A 20,062-nucleotide genomic window follows, 5' to 3' on the forward strand; every position below is an offset into this window, starting at 1 on the left:
CTCACCCTAGCTTCCGTACGGGTAGGAACGAGAGATCTCGCCCCACGGCGTGACTTCGATGCGTCCTTGGTGGCCGAGTCCGTTCTCCGCATAGATCGCGATCTCCGGGACGCCGTAGTTCGCATCCATGATCAAGTGCGTGATCGCGGCGTCCGAAACGTTGACATAGCCGCCGATGTTCGCCATGTACGGCGCGAGTTTGTCGATCTGGATGGAACCGAGGTCGAAGGTCGGCTGGCCAGTTCGTCGTGGAGTGGATGTCACATCCCGCTCGAAGCCGTCGCGAAAACTGATGGACTCGGTGAGAGCGGGAGCGTCGGGGACCGCCCGGCTCACCGAGGAGTAGTCGCCGTGGAAGCTCGCGCCGTCGACGAACATGTCGCCGAAATCTTCTCGATACCTCTCGATGAATGCTCCGATTCCTTCCGGCGTCAACGTGTCGATGTGTGCGATCAGGATCGGTTCGACGGTGGGCTCCGGCACCGGGGTGGTGGTCGGCAAGGGCGGAGCCAGGGAAGTAGTGCTGGCATAACTGGCTGTGATGTCTTCCGAGGGCGTCAACGGTGACCGACTCCACGCCACCGCGGCGATCGCGCCGACGACGATCAGAGCAGCAGCACCGAGGTACCCGGCCTTTCGTGTCGTCGACGTCCGAGGCGCCGTTCTGGTCTCGATCTTCGGCACCTGCAGATCGTTGACCAGGCGTGCGAGCGCGAGCAGGGTCTTCGCGGACTTCGCCTTCTCGGTCCGTTCGAAGTAGTCCTCCGCGCTCAACTGCCCTTCGGCGTATGCAGCTTCCAACACATTGCACGTTTCGACGCGATCGAGATCACGAGCACGCGTCATCGGAGAACGGGAAGACTTCACAGGAAGTGATCGTAATGGCTGGTCGCCGTACCCCCAGCCCCCGAAATGTGTTCATCGTGACCCTCCCGAACCGTCCGTCGCGGCGCGGACGCACGTACGCTGGTCAGGTGCGGATACAGCGGCAAGTTGTGGACTACGCGCTCGCGCGTCGGTCTGTGCTGGCCGAAGTGTCTGCGGGTAGGACCGACGTCAAGCAAGTGTGTGACGCCGATCCGTACCTACTCAGAGCCGCGAAGTTCCACGGCCGGGGCAGCGACGTCGTCTGCCCCATTTGCCGCAAGGAACAGTTGACGCTCGTGTCCTGGGTGTTCGGCGACAAGCTCGGTCAGGTTTCGGGATCGGCCCGAACCTCGGACGAGCTCGCTCGGCTTGCGGAAACAGCAGAGGAGTTCACGGTGCACGTTGTAGAGGTGTGCCGTACCTGCAGTTGGAACCACTTGGTGCAGTCCTATGTGCTCGGCGCAGTACCTGCGCCGCCGCGACCGCGGCGAGCACGCCCACCAAGCCGGCGCACCGCCAGCGAGTAACGCCACACCCGAAGAAGGGCCCGATCGAAGTCTGCACGTGATCGGTCCGTGACCACTGGAGATTTGATTCGTGAGTTCCCCCAGCAACAACAACCCGGGAGGCAACAACCCGGGTGGCCGTCCCGTCGGTCCCAACCGTCCCGCCGGACCTCCTCAGGGTCGTCCGCCGCAGGGACGTCCCATGGGTCCGCCGCCCCAGGGTCGGCCTCCGATGGGCCCACCCCCTCAGGGGCGTCCGCCGCAAGGTCGCCCGATGGGACCCCCGCCGCAGGGTCGTCCGCCGCAAGGTCGACCTTCCGGCCCGCCTCCTCAGGGCCGCCCCGCCGGACCCCCGCCGCAGGGTCGTCCGCCGCAGGGACGACCTGCCGGCCCGCCGCCACAGGATCGCGCGGGACGGGATCGCGCCGCCGGCGCTCAGGCAAACGAACCGACCCAGCGCGTCGCAGCAGCAGCAGCGACCACTCGAACCAACGTGGGCACCCGCCCGCCGGTCGGACCTCCGCCGACGAAGCCGCCGACTGGTGGCTCCGGTGGGGGTGGCAATGACGGACAACCCCCGAAGGGAAAAAAGAGCACCGTGAAGAAGAAGTCCAAGTGGCGCACAGCTCGCCGCTCGGCCTACGTCTTGGTGGCGCTCGGTCTTGTTCTGCCCGTTCTTGCCTTCATGGCCGCGTACATCGTGCAGGACGTCCCCAAGCCCGGTGACCAAAAGACCAATCAGGTGGCGACGGTCTTTGCCTCGGACGGCACCACGGTGATCAGCACCGTGGTCCCGCCGGACGAAGGTAACCGCGTCGAGGTCTCGCTCGATCAGGTGCCGATGCACGTTCGTAACGCCGTTCTGGCCGCGGAGGACCGCGATTTCTACTCGAACCCTGGATTCTCGATCTCCGGTTTCGCACGCGCGGCCCGTGACAACGTCCTCGGTCGCGACAGCGCCGGTGGTGGCTCGACCATCACGCAGCAGTACGTGAAGACGGCGCTCGTCGGCTCGGAGCGTTCGCTGACGCGAAAGATGAAGGAACTCGTTCTCTCCTCGAAGATGGCCAACGAGTGGTCCAAGGACGACATTCTCGCCGCATACCTGAACACCATCTACTTCGGTCGTGGTGCGTACGGAATCGAAGCCGCCTCCAAGGCCTACTTCGGTAAGCCCGTCGACCAGCTGTCCATCGAGGAAGGCGCCGTCCTGGCGTCGTCGATTCAGCTTCCGTCGCTCCTCGATCCCGAAACCAACCCGACCGGTGCCAAGTCTCGTTGGAACTACGTGCTCGACGGCATGGTGTCCGCCGGCACGCTGGATCAGGCTGCGCGCACGCCGATGCAGTACCCCGGTTACATCCCGCTCGCCCAGGTCGACAACAGCAGCCAGGGCTCGACCGGACCCGAGGGCCTGATCAAGCGTCAGGTGCTCAAGGAGATCGGCGACGCCGGAATCAGCGAGCAGTTGCTCAACACCGAGGGTCTGCAGATCACCACGACCATCGACCCGCAGGCGCAAGCCGCAGCGGTCGAGGCAGCGCGTTCCAACATGAAGGGTGAGCCGGAGAATCTGCGCACCGCAGTGGTCTCGGTCGACCCGAAGACCGGAGCGGTCAAGGCGTACTACGGCGGTGAGGACGGCGCGGGATACGACTTCGCGAATGCCGGACTTCAGACCGGTTCCTCGTTCAAGGTGTTCGGTCTCGCAGCCGCCCTGGATCAGGGAATTCCGCTCTCGCAGATGTACGACAGCTCGCCGCTGACCGTCAACGGCATCTCCATCGGCAACGTCGAAGGTGAAAGCTGCGGCACCTGCACCATCGCCGAAGCACTCAAGCGTTCGCTGAACACCAGCTTCTACCGTCAGATGCTCAGCCTCGACGGCAACGGCCCGCAGGCAATCGCGGACATCGCTCACAAGGCAGGTATCCCGAAGGACATCCCGGGCGTCGGCCCGTCGCTCACCGAGGGTGACGGTTCCGGTCCCAACAACGGCATCGTGCTCGGCCAGTACCAGGCCCGCGTGCTCGACATGGCGTCGTCGTACGCGACGCTCGCCGCGTCCGGTACTTATCACGCACCGCACTTCGTACAGAAGGTCGTCGCGGCCGACGGCACCGTGCTGCTGGACCGCGGCGCACCCGCGGGTGAGGACCGCATCGACGCTGCCGTGGCGGACAACGTGACGGCTGCGATGCAGCCGATCGCGGCGTACTCACGCGGTCACAACCTGGCCGGCGGACGTCTGTCGGCGTCGAAGACAGGTACCGCGCAGCTCGGTGACACCGGAGCCAACAAGGACGCGTGGATGGTCGGCTACACGCCGTCACTCTCGACCGCGGTCTGGGTCGGAACGCCCGACGGTGAAGCGATCACCAATTCCGGTGGCGCGATGATCTACGGCTCGGGTCTGCCTTCGGACATCTGGAAGGACACGATGGACGGCGCCCTCGACGGCACCGACAACGAGAAGTTCCCGACGCCGGGCAAGATCAACGGCCAAGCCGGTGGTGTTCCGGAGTACACGGCACCCGCACCGCCCAAGACGTCGGCGCCGCCGACCACCACACCGACGACGACGGAAACCACTCCGCCGCCTGTGGTGACGACGACGCAGGTCGAGGTTCTGCCGGGCATCACCATCCCGATTCCTGGCATCTCCCGGCCGACGACAACCACGCCGCAGGTACCGGGGGCAGGCGAGACCACCGAGGAAGAACCGGCAGGTGTGAGCCCCGGCCAGTAGTTGGAGGGTGGTCGGTTCGAAAGACGGTAACCTCGCGGAGTGGCCGCGAATGCTGATGATGCCGAACCGACCTCCCCCGCTCCGCTGGCCGAAGATCTTCGTTCGGCGGATTGGCGGGACGTTCCCAGTCGCAACGATGCGTTGGTGTCTGCGCTGTCGGGAACCGTCGGAGGTCCGGTAGGTCGTCACGCACTGATCGGACGCACCCGCTTCTTCACACCGATGCGAGTGATCCTCCTGCTCGCCGTGGTGTTCTTGGCTTTCGGCTGGTTCGCGAAGGCCGGTTGTATTCAGCAGTCGCCGGTCGGCGAGAGCGGGCAGGTCGGCCTCGACTGGAGCGGCAGCCGTCAGTACGTGGCGATGTGTTACTCCGACACCGTTCCGCTGTACGGAGCCGAACGCCTCGATCAAGGCGCCTTCCCGTACAAGACGTCGTGGGAAGAAGTGCGCGGCGACGGTTCGATCCAGATGCGGTACATGGAGTATCCGGTCATCTCGGGGCTCTATCAGTACGGCGCGATGAAGGTCGCCAAGGCGTGGGATTCGATCACCTGGCTGCCGGGCGCGATTCAGGTGGCGCTCTATTTCAACGTTGTCGCATTCGGGTTGGCATTGGCGTGGCTGGTCACCGTGTGGGCGAGCACCCTGCTGGCCGGACGACGAGTGTGGGACGGCGCGCTGATCGCCTGTTCCCCGTTGGTGATCGTGCACGTGTTCACGAACTTCGATCCGTTGGCGACGGCGTTCGCGGCCGGCGGGTTGTTGGCGTGGGCACGTAAGCGTCCGGTACTCGCGGGAATTCTGCTCGGCCTCGGCGGCGCCGCGAAGCTGTACCCGCTGCTCCTACTCGGACCGCTTTTCGTCTTGTGTCTGCGTGCGGGCAAGACGCGGGACTGGCTGGTGACCGCTCTCAGCGCCGTCGCGGCCTGGCTTGCGGTGAACCTGCCGATCGCCGCGCTGTACCCCCACGGTTGGTACGAGTTCTTCCGTCTCAACTCCGAGCGCGGGGCTGATCCGGATTCCCTCTACAACGTGATCGCGTCGTTCACGTCGTGGAAGGGCCTCGACGGTCCCCTCGCGCAAGGTGAGTCGCCGTCGAATCTCAACGCCGTCTCCCTGCTGCTGTTTGTCGCCGTCTGCATCGGTGTCGGCTACGTCGCCCTGACGGCGCAGCGTCGTCCGCGCGTAGCGCAATTGTGCTTCCTGCTCGTCGCGGGCTTCCTGATCACCAACAAGGTGTGGAGCCCGCAGTATTCGCTGTGGCTGGTGCCGCTGGCCGTGTTGGCGTTGCCGCACCGCAGGCTGTTGCTTGCGTGGATGACCATCGACGCCCTGGTCTGGGTTCCACGAATGATGTATTACCTCGGGGTGTCCAACAAGGGTCTGCCGGAGCAGTGGTTCACCGGAACCGTCGTGATCCGGGACATCGCGGTGCTTGTTCTGTGCGCGCTGGTGCTGCGGCAGATCTACCGCCCGTCGGAAGATCTTGTGCGATACGGGTTCATCGACGATCCGGCGGGCGGTGTTCTCGATCAGGCGCCGGACAAACAGCCTGCCTGGCTACCCGGTTGGCTGAAGCCGTCCAAGGCAAAGGAACCGGAACCCGTCACGGTCTGAGTTCACCACTCGTCGAGGGTGGTGTACCCGTCCTGAACCGCGCGGGCGAACAACGCTGCCTTCGTGGGTGCGGGCCGGCCGACGTCGCTGTACTTCGTGCGGATCCGAGTGATGTGTGTGTTTACGGTGCTGACGCGTAGGCCGAGTGTCTCGGCGACCTCGGACTTGGAATCCGAACGAAGCCAGGCGAGAAGGACTTCGATCTCGCGGACGCTCAGCTTCGGCTTGTGCTTGCCGTGCTTGGGGTTGCCGACTCGGGACACGTTTGCCTCGATCTTCGAAGAAATGCCGATTGCAGACATGCGAGTAGCGCCTTTCGACGGAGGGAATGGGCGTCGACTGCCGTATTTGCAGAAGGGCTGCTGACTTCGGGCGCGACTGAGATCGAGTATTTCGATGGCGGCGTCTCAGTGGAACGGGCGCAACTCTCTCGATACAGAGTCCATACAACGGACAAATCCCCTACCTGCTCCGATAGAGTGCCTCGCTATGAACTCGAAGGCGGAAGCCGGTACGCACAATCAGGTCGATCCCGCCCAAATCGAGTCGCGTGGGCAGTTTGCTGAGGCGCTCACCGCGCTGCGGAATGCAGCCGGAATGACGGTTCGCGAAGCCGTCGAGCGGTCGGGAGGTTTGCACGGAACTGTCAGCGGATGGTTTGCCGGCCAACACCTGCCGACGCCGGCGAGTACCCCGATGTTTTTTGCGCTCCTCGATGCCTGCGGCGTCGATTCCGAGGATGAGCGGCAGCGCTGGATCAGTGCGGTGCAACGAGTGAGACAGTTGACGGCTAGACGACGCGGCGACGCCACCGTTCCGTATCGAGGTCTCGAGTCGTTCCGGCAGGAGGACGCCGAGTGGTTCTTCGGTCGAGACGAACTCACTGCCAACTTGGCGGAACGGGTGGCGGCGGCGATACAGGGTGACGGCCGCCGTCAGTTCATGGTGATCGGTGCTTCCGGCTCGGGTAAGTCGTCGTTGCTGCGGGCCGGGCTCGCCCCCAAGATCGCTGGAGACGATCCACGGTTCGACGGCTGGCGGGTGGAAATCAGGCAGCCGGGTACGGGAGGAATCCCGTCGTCGATTTCAGACGAACCAACGGTCTTGATCCTCGATCAGTTCGAGGAACTGTGGACGCAGTGCGACGGTGATCGTCGCGAGGAAATACTGCAGACTCTCGCGGAACTCGGTGAGAACACCATTGTCGTCATCGGCATGCGTGCCGACTTCTACGGGCTCGCGGCGAAGGAACCGCTTTTGGTGCCACTGCTCGACGACTCGCCGATGGTGGTCGGGCCGCTGACCGAAGAGCAGTTGCGCGAAGTGATCGTCGAGCCGGCGGTCAAGGCCGGGATGACCGTGCAGAGCGAGTTGGTTCAGGTTCTGGTCTCCGAGCTGACACCACGCGGCTCGCGCACGGCCAGCGACCCCGGCGCTTTGCCATTGTTGTCGCACGCACTGCTGGGGACCTGGCAACGGTCGACGCGTAAGACGCTGACCGTCTCGGACTATTACGCCACCGACGGGATCGCCGGAGCTGTCCAGCAGAGCGCCGAGGAAGTGTACGGCGAACTGACGGAGCGGCAGCAACAGTTGGCGCGCAGGATCTTCCTGCGCTTGGTCAACGTCGACGAAGTGACGCAGACGCGTCGGCGCGCACCGCGCACCGAACTCTTCCTCGGTGACGACGTCGACGACGTGAACACCGTCATCGACCGGTTCGCCTTACGCCGCCTTCTCACCGTCGACGAGGAGACCGTCGAGGTTTCGCACGAGGTGTTGCTGTCCGCGTGGAGTCGGCTCCGCGATTGGATCGACTCGGACCGTGCCGGTCTGGCGGTGCATCGTCGGTTCACGTACGCGGCGCAGGTGTGGGAGGACAGTGGACGCGACCCCGGCGCACTGCTCGGACCCGCCCGTCTTCACCTGACGGAAGAATGGCTGCGTTCGGGCGAACTCGGGCTCCCGCTGGAACCGAGCCAGACCCGCTCCGCCGACCTCAACGCCACCGAGCGCGAGTACCTCGCCGCGAGCATCGAGCATCGTGATCAGCAGGAATTTGCCGATCGCCGACGCACACGCGTGCTGAGACGACTCGTGACCGCGTTGGCAGCTGCGTCGGTGATCGCTCTCGTGTTGGCGGTGGTCGCCACCGTCGCCGGTATCGGCGCGAATCGTCAACGTGTCCAAGCAGATACCGCGCGCGACGAGGCGATGTCGCGTCAGGTGGCCACCGAGTCGATCAGGATGCGTGAGCGGGATCCGTCGCTGGCGTCGCAGCTTGCTCTGGCGGCATTTGCGGTCAACGAGACGACCGAAGCCCGCTCGGCATTGCTGGATGCGTCCGGCGTTCATTCGGCTACCCGCATCATCGGACCACCCGGCGCGATGAAGGCCCGGATCAACCCAGCCGGAACTGTTGTGGCGGTTGGTGGTTCGGATGGAAAGGTCAGAATGTATCCGATGGTGAACGGTGTGGCATCAGCCGTCCCGCAGGCGGAGTTCCTCGGAGTCTCGGAGGGCACGGCTCTCTTTGCCGTCGCCTACAGTCCGGACGGCCGGCTGCTTGCCACTGGTGGTGCCGGCGGCGCTGCACTGTGGGACGTGTCGGATCCGAAGAATCCGGTTCGTGGAACACTTCCCGTCGACGGTGAACGCGTAGTGCAGGATATGGAGTTCAGTCCCGACGGAACCAAATTGGTCGCCGGTACCTCGACGCCCGACGTTCTTCGATGGAACATCGACGCCTCCGCGAACGCCGTTGCCTTGCCTGCTCTTCCGCACCCGGCTGACGGGATCGTCACCGCGACCTTCAGTCCCGACGGACGTTTCCTCGTGGCGGGTGGGCGTCAATCGACATTGCGTGTGTGGGACGTCGCGAAGTGGAGTGAGGAATCGGCGCCGATCTTCGCGACCGAGCCCAACGGCACTACCGTCCACTACCTCGGCGTTGCCTTCAGCCCGGACGGACGTGAGCTTGCGGCGGGAACCACTGGCAGAGAGGTGGTTCGGTGGGACATGAGCGATCCGGCACGCCCTGCTCCACTGACGGCACTGACGGGATTCTCCAGTTACGTCAACGAACTCAACTACGGCAAAGATGGAACACGCCTTGCTGCAGGGAGTTCCGACAACTCCGTGCGCGTATGGGACCCCCGAACCGGGGCGTTGATCGAAACACTTCCGGACAGTGGGGCGGTGACCACCGTCGACTTCAGCGACGACGGCCGCAACCTGGTCACCGGGGGACTCAACGGTGTGACTCGCGTGTGGGCTCTACCGGGTCCGGTCTGGGCGGGAGCTCGGGACACGATCTTCACCAGTCCCTTTGCCGCGGACGGCTCGCGTCTGGTGGCCGGCGTCGGCGCCAGGGGTGGCGCGATGTTGGCGTGGAACACCGAGGATCTCGATCGCCCCGCGATGATGCCCGAGTTGAAACCGCAAGGGGCCGACTCTTTCAGTGGTGCGTCGGCGGTGTCGGCAGACGGGAACCTGGCTGTGAGCGGCACCGGCGGCGGCGGTGCCTATCTCTGGGACCTGAGTGATCCGGCGTCGCCACGGATCTACAGCGAACCCGCTGTGTACGTGAAGGGCATCGTGGCGGTTGTCGCCCTGAATCCGGGCGGAGATCTGCTGGCAGTGTCCTCGCAGGACGACAACAGTGTGGCCTTGGTCGATGCCTCCGATCCGTCGGCCCCGAAACTGTTGTCGTTGACCGATGTCGGCTCTTACCCGCAGATGATGGCATTTCAACCGGGTGCCGACATACTGGCGATCGCGAACGCCAAGAATGACGTTGATCTGTGGGACGTGTCGAACCCAGCGTCGCCCAGGGTGGCGGCAACGGTGGGCGGGTTCCAAAGTTACGCACTAGCAGTGTCTTTCAGTGCCGACGGAACTCTGTTGGCCGCCGGAAGCGCGGATCACGGTGTCGCCGTCTGGGACGTACGCACACCGTCGGCACCCGAGGAACTCGCCCGTCTTCTCGGCCCAGAGGGCGCAATCTATTCGATCTCGTTCAACCGTGCCGGTGATCGGCTCGCTGCCGGTGTCGGAGACGGAACCGTGTGGCTGTGGGACATCGAAACGCCTTCACGGCCAACACGGTTTGCGACGCTGTCCGCCTACCCGGGTCGCGTCAACGACGCTCAGTTCGCCGGTGAGAGTGACATAATCGCGGGCAGTGGGTCGGACAAGACCGTTCGCTTGTGGGGAATCGACCCCGACAGCGTCGTTGATCGATTGTGCCGCACCGCAGGTTCTCCCATCACGGAAGCCGAATGGGAGCGTTACCTGCCCGGTGTTCCCTACCAAGATCCGTGTGCCGGCTGACGTGGGTCAGTTCATCCAGAACTCGATGGCGGCTTCCCTACCCAGCTCGCCTCCGCTGCCGGTGATCACCAGTCCGCCGGAGGTGAGCTTGTATGTGACGTCCTTGTTGGTGACGGTGAATCCGTTGCCGGTGGGGGTCGGATCGTCGAGTTCGATTGTGGCGCCGTCGCTCAGCCGCTGACCCTTGTAGTAGTAACGGCCGACTCCGGTTTCGCAGATGACGATTCGTGATCCGGTCGTGACGGCAATGGCGACGGCAGGATTGGTGGAGTTGCAACTGGGACCGCCGGAGATGAAGCCCTGACGGTCGGTGCCGGAGACGGTAGGCGCTGAACCGACAGAGGTCGTGGCGCGTGGGGGCGTCGTCGTTCTCGGCGCTGTGGTGGGTGCACTCGGCGCCCGAGTCGTGGTCGTGGAGTACGAGTACGGCGTCGTGTAGGTGAAACTCCGCGAACTCGCCTCGTTCGCGGCGTTGCCGAAAGCGGCGGCGAGCAACCCGAAGAACGCGATCCACACCACCACTGCCAGGATGCCCAGTGCGGTGAAGATGTATCCGATGATCAGGCCGGCAAGAGCGAGTCCGTCGCCTTCTTCGCCGGTCCGTTTGATCTGGCCGCGTGCGATGTGCCCGAAGACGATCCCCAACGGCGCGATGAGGAAAGCGAAGACAAGAGCGAGTACCGCGAGCGTGTTCGTGGGCCGCCTGCCGTACGGATCAGGCTGCCCGTACGGAGCCGGTTGCCAATTCTGATTGCCCTGGTACCCGTACCCACCCTGATCGCTCATGAGGTGAATCTTGGCATGGACTCGGCCGAAGAGTGCAGGTGATCGCTAGTTTCGGGTACGTGTCTCGAGCTGAGGTGCGATGGTCGGCCAGTCGTCGTCGGTCATCGCGAACAGCGCCGTTGTGCGCCAACTGCCGTCGAGGCGGCGTCGGTGCTTGCGCAGCAGGCCCTCGAACTGAGCGCCGAGCTTTGCGATCGCTGCCCTGGACTGTTCGTTGAACTCGTCCGTGTGCCATTCGACGCGTACGGCTTCGAGCTGGTCGAAGGCATGGCGAAGCAGGAGCAGTTTCGATTCGGGATTGATCCCGGTTCCCTGAACCGATCGCGACAACCACGTGTATCCGATTGCAAGACTGCGGTTTACCGGGTCGATCTGGTACATGGACGTGGTGCCGACCACGGCGTTCGTCGCGATGTTCACCTGCGCGAAGGCGATCCGATTCGGGTCGTCGGTTGCTGCAGCGATGTACTTCTGTGCCTGTTCCCGTTCGGTGATCGGCGCCGCGGTCCAGCGAAAGATCGCCGGGTCGTCGGCGGCCGCGAGCAGTGCGTCGGTGTGCGCGACGCTCAGGGGTTCGAGTCGTACTCGATCACCGGTCAACGTCGGTGATTCGAACCACGATGCAGTCATCAGGCGTGCTCCCGTGAGTGAGTCGGAAGGTTGTTGTCGGAGTTGGCAATCTGATCGGTCCCGCCGGCAAGTGGATAGCGCAGTGGGACTCGCAGGAACAGGAAGAAGAACACGGCGAGCAGGATGACGTGGCCCCAGACGCTCGCCTGGACGACGGCCTCGTACTTGCTCGGATCGAGATTCATGTCCAGTTGGTAGAAGTACCGGAAGACGCCGATGCCCAACGCCGCATCGACGATCAGATAGGCGACGATCCAGAACCACCGGATCTTGAACAGAACGAGGAACGGCAGGATCCACAGCGTGTACTGCGGTGAATTGACCTTGTGCAGCAACACGAATCCGCACAGCATCGCGGCACTGACGGCAATCCACGGAAAGTAGCCTTCGCGGACGTAGCGTCGCCAACCCAGATACATCGCGAGCGCGAACGACGCCAGGATCATTACTGGGGACAGGATGCTCACCAGTGCGTCGTAATCGGCGTTGAGTTCGCGAACTCCGAAACCGTAGAACGGTCGCAACCCCCAGAACCACAGCGAGTTGGTGGTGATGTCGGCGCTTCGCTTCTCCTGGAAGCTGAACGACGCGCGCCAGCCTTCGTACGAGATGAGGGCGAACGGCAGGTTGACGAGGACGACGGTGGCGATCGCCGCACCCGCCGTCATCAGCGCTCCACGAACGTCGTAACGCTTGCTTTCGTTGCCGCGTAGGAGCACGTAGGCCATGAGCGGCAGCACGAACATTCCCGGGTACAGCTTCAAGCAGAAGCCGATCGCCAGGATGACGGCTGCCAGAATCGCACGGGTTCGCAGCGGGATCCGCTCGAACGTCATCAGGAAGATCGCGCCGACGCTGGTGGCTACTACCGGGAGCTCCCAGTTGTGGAATGCGTACAGGACCAGCGGCGGTGTTGCCGACCACACCAGCGCGTACGCGCCGCTCATCTTGCCGAGCATCCACGCGGTGAGCAGTCCGAAAGGAGCCAGGATCAGTGCCGAGTGCAGAAGGAAGTCCGTGTCGGTGTGTGAGCCGATACCGCCCAGCCACATCAGAATTCCGCTGAGTACCGGATATTCGACGGTTCCGCCGGTCAGGAATCCTTCGGGCGTTATCCCTCCGGTGACGAAGGGGAACAGATGCTGATCGATACCTCGTCCGAGCCAGAGCAACTGAATGTCGGAGTAGCAGACGTCGATGTTCTTGTTGACGTCGAAGTTCAGGCTTCGGCCGTCGGGAGCGAACGGTGCGCCGCCGCATCTGGCCTTGTTGAAATAGCCCAGTGCCAGCGTCAGGCCGCACAATCCGACGACCAACGCCAGGATCGACGCCGGGGTCTTGCGGTCTGTTCGCATGATTCTCACCCTAGGGGGCGGAGTGGCTCGCGGGGCGACGTGTCTGCACCACGCGTCGCGTATCGACCTGGTGATCTTCCCGGAGGGCCGGGACGATTTCCCTGGTCAAGGCCCCTCGTGTAACCTACGAGGGTTGCTGACGCAACGACCCTCCTGCCACGGATAGTCCGTGGCCGTTTTCACTTAGTCCACAGGAGGTGATGAGGTCTTATGCGTCATTACGAATTGATGGTCATCCTTGACCCCAGCCTGGACGAGCGCACTGTCGCTCCTTCACTGGATACGTTCCTCAATGTTGTGCGCCAGCACGGCGGCACGATCGACAAGGTCGATGTCTGGGGTAAGCGTCGTCTCGCCTACGAGATCCTGAAGCATGCTGAAGGTATCTACGCGGTGATCGACATCAACGCCACTCCCGCCACCGTCGCTGAGCTCGATCGTCAGCTCGGTCTGAACGAGTCGGTTCTGCGCACGAAGGTTCTGCGCCACAACAAGTAATTACTGTCGGTAGCGAGCTCTACTCTCGCGCCCAACGGTCTTACATCAATGCAGGAGGAACCACATGGCTGGCGACACCATCATCACCGTCATCGGAAACCTGACGGCTGATCCTGAACTTCGTTTCACCCCGGCGGGTGCCGCGGTTGCAAACTTCACGGTTGCTTCCACGCCCCGCACCTTCGACCGTAATTCCAATGAATGGAAAGACGGCGATGCACTGTTCATGCGTTGCAACATCTGGCGCGAAGCAGCCGAGAACGTCGCGGAGAGCTTGACCCGTGGCTCACGAGTAATCGTGAGCGGCCGGCTCAAGCAGCGTTCGTACGAAACTCGCGAGGGCGAAAAGCGAACTGTCGTCGAGCTCGAAGTCGATGAAATCGGTCCTTCACTGAAGTACGCCACGGCAAAGGTCAACAAGGCCAACCGTGGCGGCGGCGGTGGAGGCGGCAACTTCGGCGGTTCCTCCGGCGGATCGGGTGGCGGACGTCCGAGCGCTGCACCTTCGGGTGGAGACGATCCTTGGGGCAGTGCGCCTCAGGCTTCGGGCTCCTTCGGTGGTGCGGGCAGCGACGAACCGCCCTTCTGATCCGTACCTGATCAGGAACATCCAGAAAAGAGCAAAGACATGCCGAAGCCGCCCTTGCGCGACAAGGTTATGAAGAAGAAGGTCTGCACCTTCTGTAAAGAGAAGAACACGCAGATCAACTACAAGGACACGACGTTGCTGCGTAAGTACGTCAGCGATCGCGGAAAGATCCGTGCTCGCCGTGTCACCGGCAATTGCGTCCAGCACCAGCGCGACGTTGCCATTGCCGTCAAGAACTCACGTGAGGTAGCACTGCTGCCTTACGCCACCGTGGCTCGCTAAGGAAAGGGAGGAAAGAACATGAAGCTCATCCTCACCGCTGACGTGGACAACCTCGGTGCGCCTGGCGACACCGTGGAGGTCAAGGACGGCTACGGCCGTAACTACCTGCTCCCCCGCGGACTGGCAATCGTCGCCACCCGTGGCGCCGAGAAGCAGGTCGAGGGCATCCGTCGTGCACAGGAAGCGCGCGCTGTGCGCGGCCTGGATCACGCCAAGGAGCTCAAGGCAGCTATCGAGGGCCTCGAGTCCGTAAAGCTGACGGTCAAGACCGCCGGTGGCTCGGGCAAGCTCTTCGGTTCGGTTACCGTCGCTGACGTCGCTGCTGCGATCAAGGCTGCCGGTGGACCGGTTGTCGACAAGCGCTCCATCGTGTTGCCGAAGGCTCACATCAAGAACACGGGCAAGCACGCCGTGGTCGTGAACCTGCACCCCGATGTGGTTGCCAAGTTCAACCTGAACGTCGTCGGCGCATAGTCGACTGTTCGTCTCGTCGGCGCATTGTCGACTGTTCGTCTCGTCGGGCCCCGCACACTTCGGTGTGCGGGGCCCGATGTTTTGTTTCGAGGTTGTGCGACCGCGCGTCAGGGTCCCGAATCGGACCTGGGGATAACTCTCACACTGTGATGTTCGACTTCGGTGATCGGTGACGAATCGGGCGAGGCAACACGCCCGACACGCCGACGCGCCGACTGTGGAAGAACTATTTTCATCAACAGGCCTGTGAAATTGTGGATAGCCGTCTACCTGGCCTTTTGTAGTAATTGCGCAAAGTAGTCCCCAAATGCTCCACAGGCGGTGCACATCGTGGGGCGGGAGTTTCCACAAAGCATCCACAGGTTTATCCACAGTCCGGTTTGTATGCGGACCTACTAGTCCCTAACGTCATCTCGGCGTCTATCTACAGACCGGCCGTCAGCGGCTAGGGGATGTCGGTGGGGGCAGGTACAAATGATGAGGGCGCTGCGGTTTCTGGCAGTGTCGTCGAGTGTTTTACGGGAAGGTCTCGCTTGTGGCTGTTGTAGATGATCGAGGACCTTCCGACTTCTCAGGGCCGGACTACCCGGGCCCTCCCGAGGCTGAGCCCGACCAGGAGTTCGGACGCCAGCCACCTCAGGACATGACTGCCGAGCAGTCGGTGCTCGGCGGCATGCTGCTGAGCAAGGACGCCATCGCGGACGTCCTCGAGGTACTGCGTCCGGGTGACTTCTACCGGCCCGCCCACCAGTCCGTCTACGACGTGATCCTGGACCTCTACAGCCGTGGTGAGCCCGCCGACCCGGTGACAGTTTCCGCCGAGCTCGACCGTCGAGGTGAGCTGCGCCGTATCGGAGGTGCTGCCTATCTGGTGACCCTGACCCAGACAGTGCCCACTGCAGCCAACGCCGCCTTCTATGCCGAGATCGTGGCTGAGAAGTCCGTGCTGCGTCGTCTGGTCGACGCCGGTACGCGCATCGTCCAGTACGGCTACGCCGGCACCGAGGGCCAGGATGTGGCCGAGGTTGTCGACCGCGCGCAGGCCGAGATCTTCGAGGTCACCGAGCGCCGCACCACCGAAGACTTCGTACCCCTCACCGAGCTCCTTCAGCCCACGATGGACGAGATCGACTCCATCGCCAGCCGAGGCGGAATCTCCCTCGGTGTGCCCACCGGATTCAAGGATCTCGACGAGATCACCAACGGTCTTCACGCTGGTCAGATGATTATCGTCGCGGCCCGTCCCGGCGTGGGCAAGGCACTTGCCCTCGACACTCCCCTCGCAACACCCAGTGGCTGGACCACGATGGGTGACGTTGCCGTCGGCGATCTGTTGATCGACAACCACGGCAAGCCGACGCGGGTTGTTGCCGCTACCGATGTGATGGTCGACCGCCCTTGCTACGAGGTCGAGTTCTCTGACGGCACGGTTCTGGTCGCGGATGAGCAGCATCAGTGGCTGACGGAGACCTCCAGCGTTTCGGTCCGCACTACCGCCGATATTTACTCCGATCTGGATTCCGGGCATCGAGTTGCCAACACTGCTGCCTTGGATTTTGCGGCCCAGGAACTCGTGACTCCCGCTTACACACTCGGTGCGTGGTTGGGCACCGATGGTGCTCTCGATTCGGTTGACCCCGAGATTGCCATGTTTCTCGAGGGCGAGGGTTCCGCTCAGGTTTCCTTGGAAGACAAGCGCATTCCGGCCGAGTACCTCCGTGGCTCCATGGGGCAGCGACGCGACCTGCTGGCAGGCATCCTCGATGTTGCGGGTGTTGTCGGCGACGACGGTTCGATTGCATTGGTACTTGCACATCAAGGTCTGTCAGGCGATATCGCGAAGTTGGTTGTTGGTCTCGGTTTCGGGGTAACAATTGCAGGCGAATCAGTTCTGTCGCTTGTGGCAGACACCGATGTGTTCCGCGTTTCTCGGAAGATGTTGTTCCACAAGGAATTGCGTGCCGAAGGTCGCGGATCACGCTACATTGTCGACGTTCGGCCAATTGCGAGTGTGCCGGTTCGCTGCGTCGAGGTCGACAACGCCGATCACATGTACCTGGCCGGTCATTCGATGGTCCCGACGCATAACTCCACTCTTGGAATGGATTTCCTGCGTTCCTGCTCCATCACCCACGGCATGGCCAGCGTCATGTTCTCCCTGGAAATGAGCAAAACCGAGATCGTCATGCGTCTGCTGTCGGCGGAGGCAAAGATCAAGCTCGGTGACATGCGCTCCGGAAAGATGACCGACGACGACTGGACCAAGCTCGCGCGTCGCATGAGTGAGATCAGTGAGGCGCCGCTATTCATCGACGACTCCCCCAACCTCACGATGATGGAAATTCGCGCAAAAGCGCGGCGACTCAAGCAGAAACACGATATTCGCCTGATCGTGATCGACTACCTCCAGCTTATGAGCTCGGGTAAAAAGGTCGAGTCCCGTCAGCAGGAAGTTTCCGAATTCTCCCGTAGCCTAAAGCTTTTGGCGAAGGAGCTCGAAGTTCCGGTCGTCGCGATCTGTCAGCTCAACCGTGGTCCTGAGCAGCGAACCGACAAGCGTCCTCAGGTCGCCGACCTTCGTGAGTCCGGTTCCCTCGAGCAGGACGCCGACATGGTGATTCTGCTGTACCGCCCCGACGCGACCGAGCGAGACGATCCCCGTGGCGGTGAAGCCGACCTGATTCTGGGTAAGCACCGTAATGGTCCGACCGCGACAATCACTGTGGCGCACCAGCTTCACCTGTCCAAGTTTGTCGACATGGCCCGGGGGTAGTGGCTACAAAAGCAGGCTGAGGCCTCTCTCGACTCCTGAAGGGGTAGCTGCGATCTGGTGGAGGCGACCGATATTGTTCTGCCCGGGGATGTCCGGAGTCTTTCCCGGACGGTCGTCGCCGAGCATGCCAAACGGGTGATGGGGAATCGCGGCCGGGGTGGTCACGCGACGGAACGGCTTTGTTCGGTCGATTCGATTCCGATACCCCAGAACCGGTGTGAGCGGGTTCTGAGGTATCGGAGTATCGGTTTCGCTACCGCACCATGAACTTGTGGACCGCTAGTGCGACTGAGCCTGGGTCAGCGAGATTCGCGAAGTGGCTTTGCCCCTCGAGTACCACTTTCTCGACATCAGGGAGTGCAGTTTCGAGGTGTGCAGACGCTCCAACAAGGCGCGCCGGACTCTGTTCACCCACCAAGAGCAGCGTTCTGGCCGCAAGCGAGCCGTACTCGGGTACTACCGAGACACACCTGTCGATCTCGGCTAGTTCGCGAGTCCAGGTCGGTGCGAGCGCGAGGAATTCGTCCCAGAGAGGAGTCGCCGCAATCATTTCTGTTTCCGCGCTGGGAGCTCGAATGAAATGCTCCATCGCGATGCGCATCGCCGCGTCGTTGTCGGAGGCAGCGATCGCCGCTGCGTACGGTTCGAGATGTTCCCCGGCGACCGGACCGTCCACTGGAAGCGGGGGTTCGTACAAAACGAGGGAGGCGACCTGCGCTCCGCGGCGTACTGCTTCGAGGGCGCAGATCGCTCCGTACGAGTGACCGACGAGAGCCGGCTCAACGCCGGTCTCTTCGGCAACTCTGGCGAGAACCGTCGCGATATCCGACGCCTCCGTGGCCAGCGAGTAGTGTTCCGTGTCGCCGCTCAGCCCGCGCCCGCGTCGATCGAGCACGAACACGGAATGAGTCGATGCAAGAATCGATGCCACCGGTAGCCATGATTCCGCCGTTGAGACGCTGCCGTGGACGATCACGACTGGCGAGCCGGATCCCAACCGGTGGATCCCCAGCGAGGTTCCGTCCGGGGATGTCACGGTATCTGTCCTGACATCGGTTGCCGCTGAATCGGTTTGGGCCATGTTCATTTCCTTCTGGTGTGTTGGTGGTCGATGTGTGGACTGTGTCACTTGAGGAGGCGAATCGAATGCTCGTCGACGTATTCACGCATCCCGGCTCCGCCGAATTCGCGACCGATACCGCTTTGCTTCACGCCGCCGAAAGGCATTCTGAGATCGAGTGATTCGAATGCGTGGGTGTTGACGAACGTGCTGCCTGCCTCGATGCGCCGCGCAATGGCAACCCCTCGATTGTGATCGGTGGTCCACACCGAGGATCCGAGTCCGTACTCGGAGTCGTTGGCCCAATCGATGACCTGGTTTTCGTCGTCGTACGCGATCAGTGGGATCACGGGTCCGAACTGTTCGCTGCTGCTGATTGGTGCGGAGTGTTCGACGTCGCGAACCACATGCGGTAGCACGTAGTAACCGTCGGTAGCAGAATCGAGCTTACGTCCGAGCTGCACGATTTTTGCCGATGAGTTCTTGGTGTTCTCGATGAGCGCGTTTACCGAATCGAATTGGGTCTTGTTGTTGAGCGGACCGAAACTGGCGTTCTCGTCCAGACCGTGTCCTACCGCGTACTGATCGACACGCTCGGTGAAGGCGTCGGCGAACGCTCCGTATAGGGTACGCGGGACGTAAATGCGCTTGACCGCGAAGCAGATCTGCCCTGATCGAGTGAAAACACCCTTGAGTATTCGATCGAGCGCGGCGTCGATATCGACGTCGTCGAGGATGATGGCCGGATCGTTGCCGCCGAGTTCGAGGGTCAGATTCTTGATTGTTCCTGCCGCGGCCGCCATCACCTGGCGTGCAGTGGCCGTTCCTCCGGTGAATCCGATCTTGCGGACGAGCGGGTGTGAGGTCAGCGCCTGTCCGACATCGGAGTTGCCGTGCACGACGTTGATCACTCCGGCCGGCAGCTTCTGAGCCATACGATGGAGTGCGAGAGTGAGCGCGGCAGGCGCAAAGGGGGACGGTTTGATGACGATCGTGTTGCCGGTTGCCAGCGCGGGAGCCAGTTTTATCATTGTCAGAATGACCGGCATGTTCCACGGAACGATCGCGCCTACGACTCCGCGGGGAATGCGTTCGACGCTGATGAAGCTCTCGGGGTCGTCGTACTGAACGGGCTCGAAAAAGCTCTCGACGAGGCTCGCGGTGTGCTGGAGAGCTCCGGTGCCGAGTCCGAAGTCGGTCTGGGCCTCCCAGAGCATTCCGCCATGCTCGCGAACGAGCAAGGGGGCGAGATCTTCCGCGGAAGCCGCGAGGACGTCTGCGATCTCGAGGAGCAGGCGGGACCGTTCGGAGGGTGCGACGTTCTTCCACGACTTGAACGCCTCGTGTGCCACTTCCACTGCTCGATTGACATCTGCGGGGGTACCGACGGCGACTCGTGCAACGACGTCATCCAAACGGCCTGGATCGAAGAGGTTGTCGTAGTTGTCTGCAACGGTGAGCTCGTGGCCGATGAGGTGGCCTACCGACAAGACTTCGTTCGTTGTTGTCATTGGCTTTTTCTCCTTGTTGTGGCGCTGTTGGGC

Annotated in this window: 16 protein-coding genes; 9 read left to right on the plus strand and 7 right to left on the minus strand. The window is 62.7% G+C overall.

Features of this window, described 5'->3' with window-relative positions:
• Positions 1-6: 6 nt before the first annotated feature.
• Complete coding sequence (locus tag ACWF6P_RS03290) at positions 7-846, minus strand: DUF1707 SHOCT-like domain-containing protein (RefSeq protein WP_452619957.1); 840 nt, start codon at positions 844-846, stop codon at positions 7-9.
• A gap of 128 nt (positions 847-974) precedes the next feature.
• Between ACWF6P_RS03290 and ACWF6P_RS03295 the strand changes: the two genes are divergently transcribed.
• The 3 genes from ACWF6P_RS03295 (at position 975) to ACWF6P_RS03305 (ending at position 5,739) form a co-directional block, all read left to right on the plus strand.
• Positions 975-1,394 carry a DUF5318 family protein gene (locus tag ACWF6P_RS03295; protein WP_042448217.1) on the plus strand — a complete coding sequence of 140 codons (420 nt, stop codon included), beginning with the start codon at positions 975-977 and terminating at the stop codon, positions 1,392-1,394.
• Positions 1,395-1,971: 577 nt separating this feature from the next.
• Positions 1,972-4,122, plus strand: a complete 2,151-nt coding sequence (locus ACWF6P_RS03300; RefSeq protein ID WP_452620437.1) for a transglycosylase domain-containing protein — start codon at positions 1,972-1,974, stop codon at positions 4,120-4,122.
• A gap of 39 nt (positions 4,123-4,161) precedes the next feature.
• Complete coding sequence (locus ACWF6P_RS03305; RefSeq protein ID WP_378530127.1) at positions 4,162-5,739, plus strand: glycosyltransferase family 87 protein; 1,578 nt, start codon at positions 4,162-4,164, stop codon at positions 5,737-5,739.
• A 2-nt stretch (positions 5,740-5,741) separates the two neighbouring features.
• On the opposite strand, the gene ACWF6P_RS03310 is transcribed toward ACWF6P_RS03305, so the two are convergent.
• Positions 5,742-6,041, minus strand: coding sequence for a helix-turn-helix transcriptional regulator (locus ACWF6P_RS03310; RefSeq protein WP_378448469.1), 300 nt, complete (start codon positions 6,039-6,041; stop codon positions 5,742-5,744).
• Between the two features lie 187 nt (positions 6,042-6,228).
• Between ACWF6P_RS03310 and ACWF6P_RS03315 the strand changes: the two genes are divergently transcribed.
• Positions 6,229-10,071 carry an nSTAND1 domain-containing NTPase gene (locus tag ACWF6P_RS03315; RefSeq protein ID WP_452619958.1) on the plus strand — a complete coding sequence of 1,281 codons (3,843 nt, stop codon included), beginning with the start codon at positions 6,229-6,231 and terminating at the stop codon, positions 10,069-10,071.
• A 6-nt stretch (positions 10,072-10,077) separates the two neighbouring features.
• Here the strand turns inward: ACWF6P_RS03315 and ACWF6P_RS03320 are convergent, their stop codons facing one another.
• The 3 genes from ACWF6P_RS03320 to ACWF6P_RS03330 are packed head-to-tail and all read right to left on the minus strand — an operon-like array spanning position 10,078 to position 12,842.
• Complete coding sequence (locus ACWF6P_RS03320) at positions 10,078-10,857, minus strand: DUF4190 domain-containing protein (protein WP_452619959.1); 780 nt, start codon at positions 10,855-10,857, stop codon at positions 10,078-10,080.
• A 45-nt stretch (positions 10,858-10,902) separates the two neighbouring features.
• Complete coding sequence (locus ACWF6P_RS03325; RefSeq protein ID WP_452619960.1) at positions 10,903-11,487, minus strand: GNAT family N-acetyltransferase; 585 nt, start codon at positions 11,485-11,487, stop codon at positions 10,903-10,905.
• Positions 11,487-12,842: a glycosyltransferase family 87 protein gene (locus ACWF6P_RS03330; RefSeq protein ID WP_452619961.1), complete on the minus strand. Its 1,356-nt coding sequence runs from the start codon at positions 12,840-12,842 to the stop codon at positions 11,487-11,489. Before ACWF6P_RS03330 ends, ACWF6P_RS03325 begins: the two co-directional genes overlap by 1 nt.
• A 210-nt stretch (positions 12,843-13,052) precedes the next feature.
• Between ACWF6P_RS03330 and rpsF the strand changes: the two genes are divergently transcribed.
• From rpsF to dnaB, 5 genes are all read left to right on the plus strand, one after another.
• Positions 13,053-13,340 carry a 30S ribosomal protein S6 gene (gene rpsF, locus ACWF6P_RS03335; protein ID WP_003941237.1) on the plus strand — a complete coding sequence of 96 codons (288 nt, stop codon included), beginning with the start codon at positions 13,053-13,055 and terminating at the stop codon, positions 13,338-13,340.
• Positions 13,341-13,404: 64 nt separating this feature from the next.
• Complete coding sequence (locus ACWF6P_RS03340) at positions 13,405-13,929, plus strand: single-stranded DNA-binding protein (RefSeq protein ID WP_003941248.1); 525 nt, start codon at positions 13,405-13,407, stop codon at positions 13,927-13,929.
• Positions 13,930-13,968: 39 nt separating this feature from the next.
• The gene (gene rpsR / locus ACWF6P_RS03345; RefSeq protein WP_003941245.1) at positions 13,969-14,211 is read left to right on the plus strand and encodes a 30S ribosomal protein S18; all 243 of its coding nucleotides are present in this window, start codon (positions 13,969-13,971) and stop codon (positions 14,209-14,211) included.
• A gap of 18 nt (positions 14,212-14,229) precedes the next feature.
• Positions 14,230-14,685 carry a 50S ribosomal protein L9 gene (gene rplI, locus ACWF6P_RS03350; RefSeq protein WP_452619962.1) on the plus strand — a complete coding sequence of 152 codons (456 nt, stop codon included), beginning with the start codon at positions 14,230-14,232 and terminating at the stop codon, positions 14,683-14,685.
• 535 nt (positions 14,686-15,220) lie between these two features.
• On the plus strand, positions 15,221-17,458 hold the full coding sequence (dnaB, locus tag ACWF6P_RS03355) for a replicative DNA helicase (RefSeq protein WP_452619963.1): 2,238 nt from the start codon (positions 15,221-15,223) through the stop codon (positions 17,456-17,458).
• A gap of 253 nt (positions 17,459-17,711) precedes the next feature.
• On the opposite strand, the gene ACWF6P_RS03360 is transcribed toward dnaB, so the two are convergent.
• Both ACWF6P_RS03360 and ACWF6P_RS03365 read right to left on the minus strand, forming a co-directional pair.
• Positions 17,712-18,539 carry an alpha/beta fold hydrolase gene (locus ACWF6P_RS03360; RefSeq protein ID WP_452619964.1) on the minus strand — a complete coding sequence of 276 codons (828 nt, stop codon included), beginning with the start codon at positions 18,537-18,539 and terminating at the stop codon, positions 17,712-17,714.
• A gap of 44 nt (positions 18,540-18,583) precedes the next feature.
• Positions 18,584-20,029, minus strand: coding sequence for an aldehyde dehydrogenase family protein (locus tag ACWF6P_RS03365; RefSeq protein WP_452619965.1), 1,446 nt, complete (start codon positions 20,027-20,029; stop codon positions 18,584-18,586).
• Positions 20,030-20,062 lie beyond the last annotated feature (33 nt).

It is taken from the genome of Rhodococcus sp. NPDC055024, assembly GCF_053608585.1.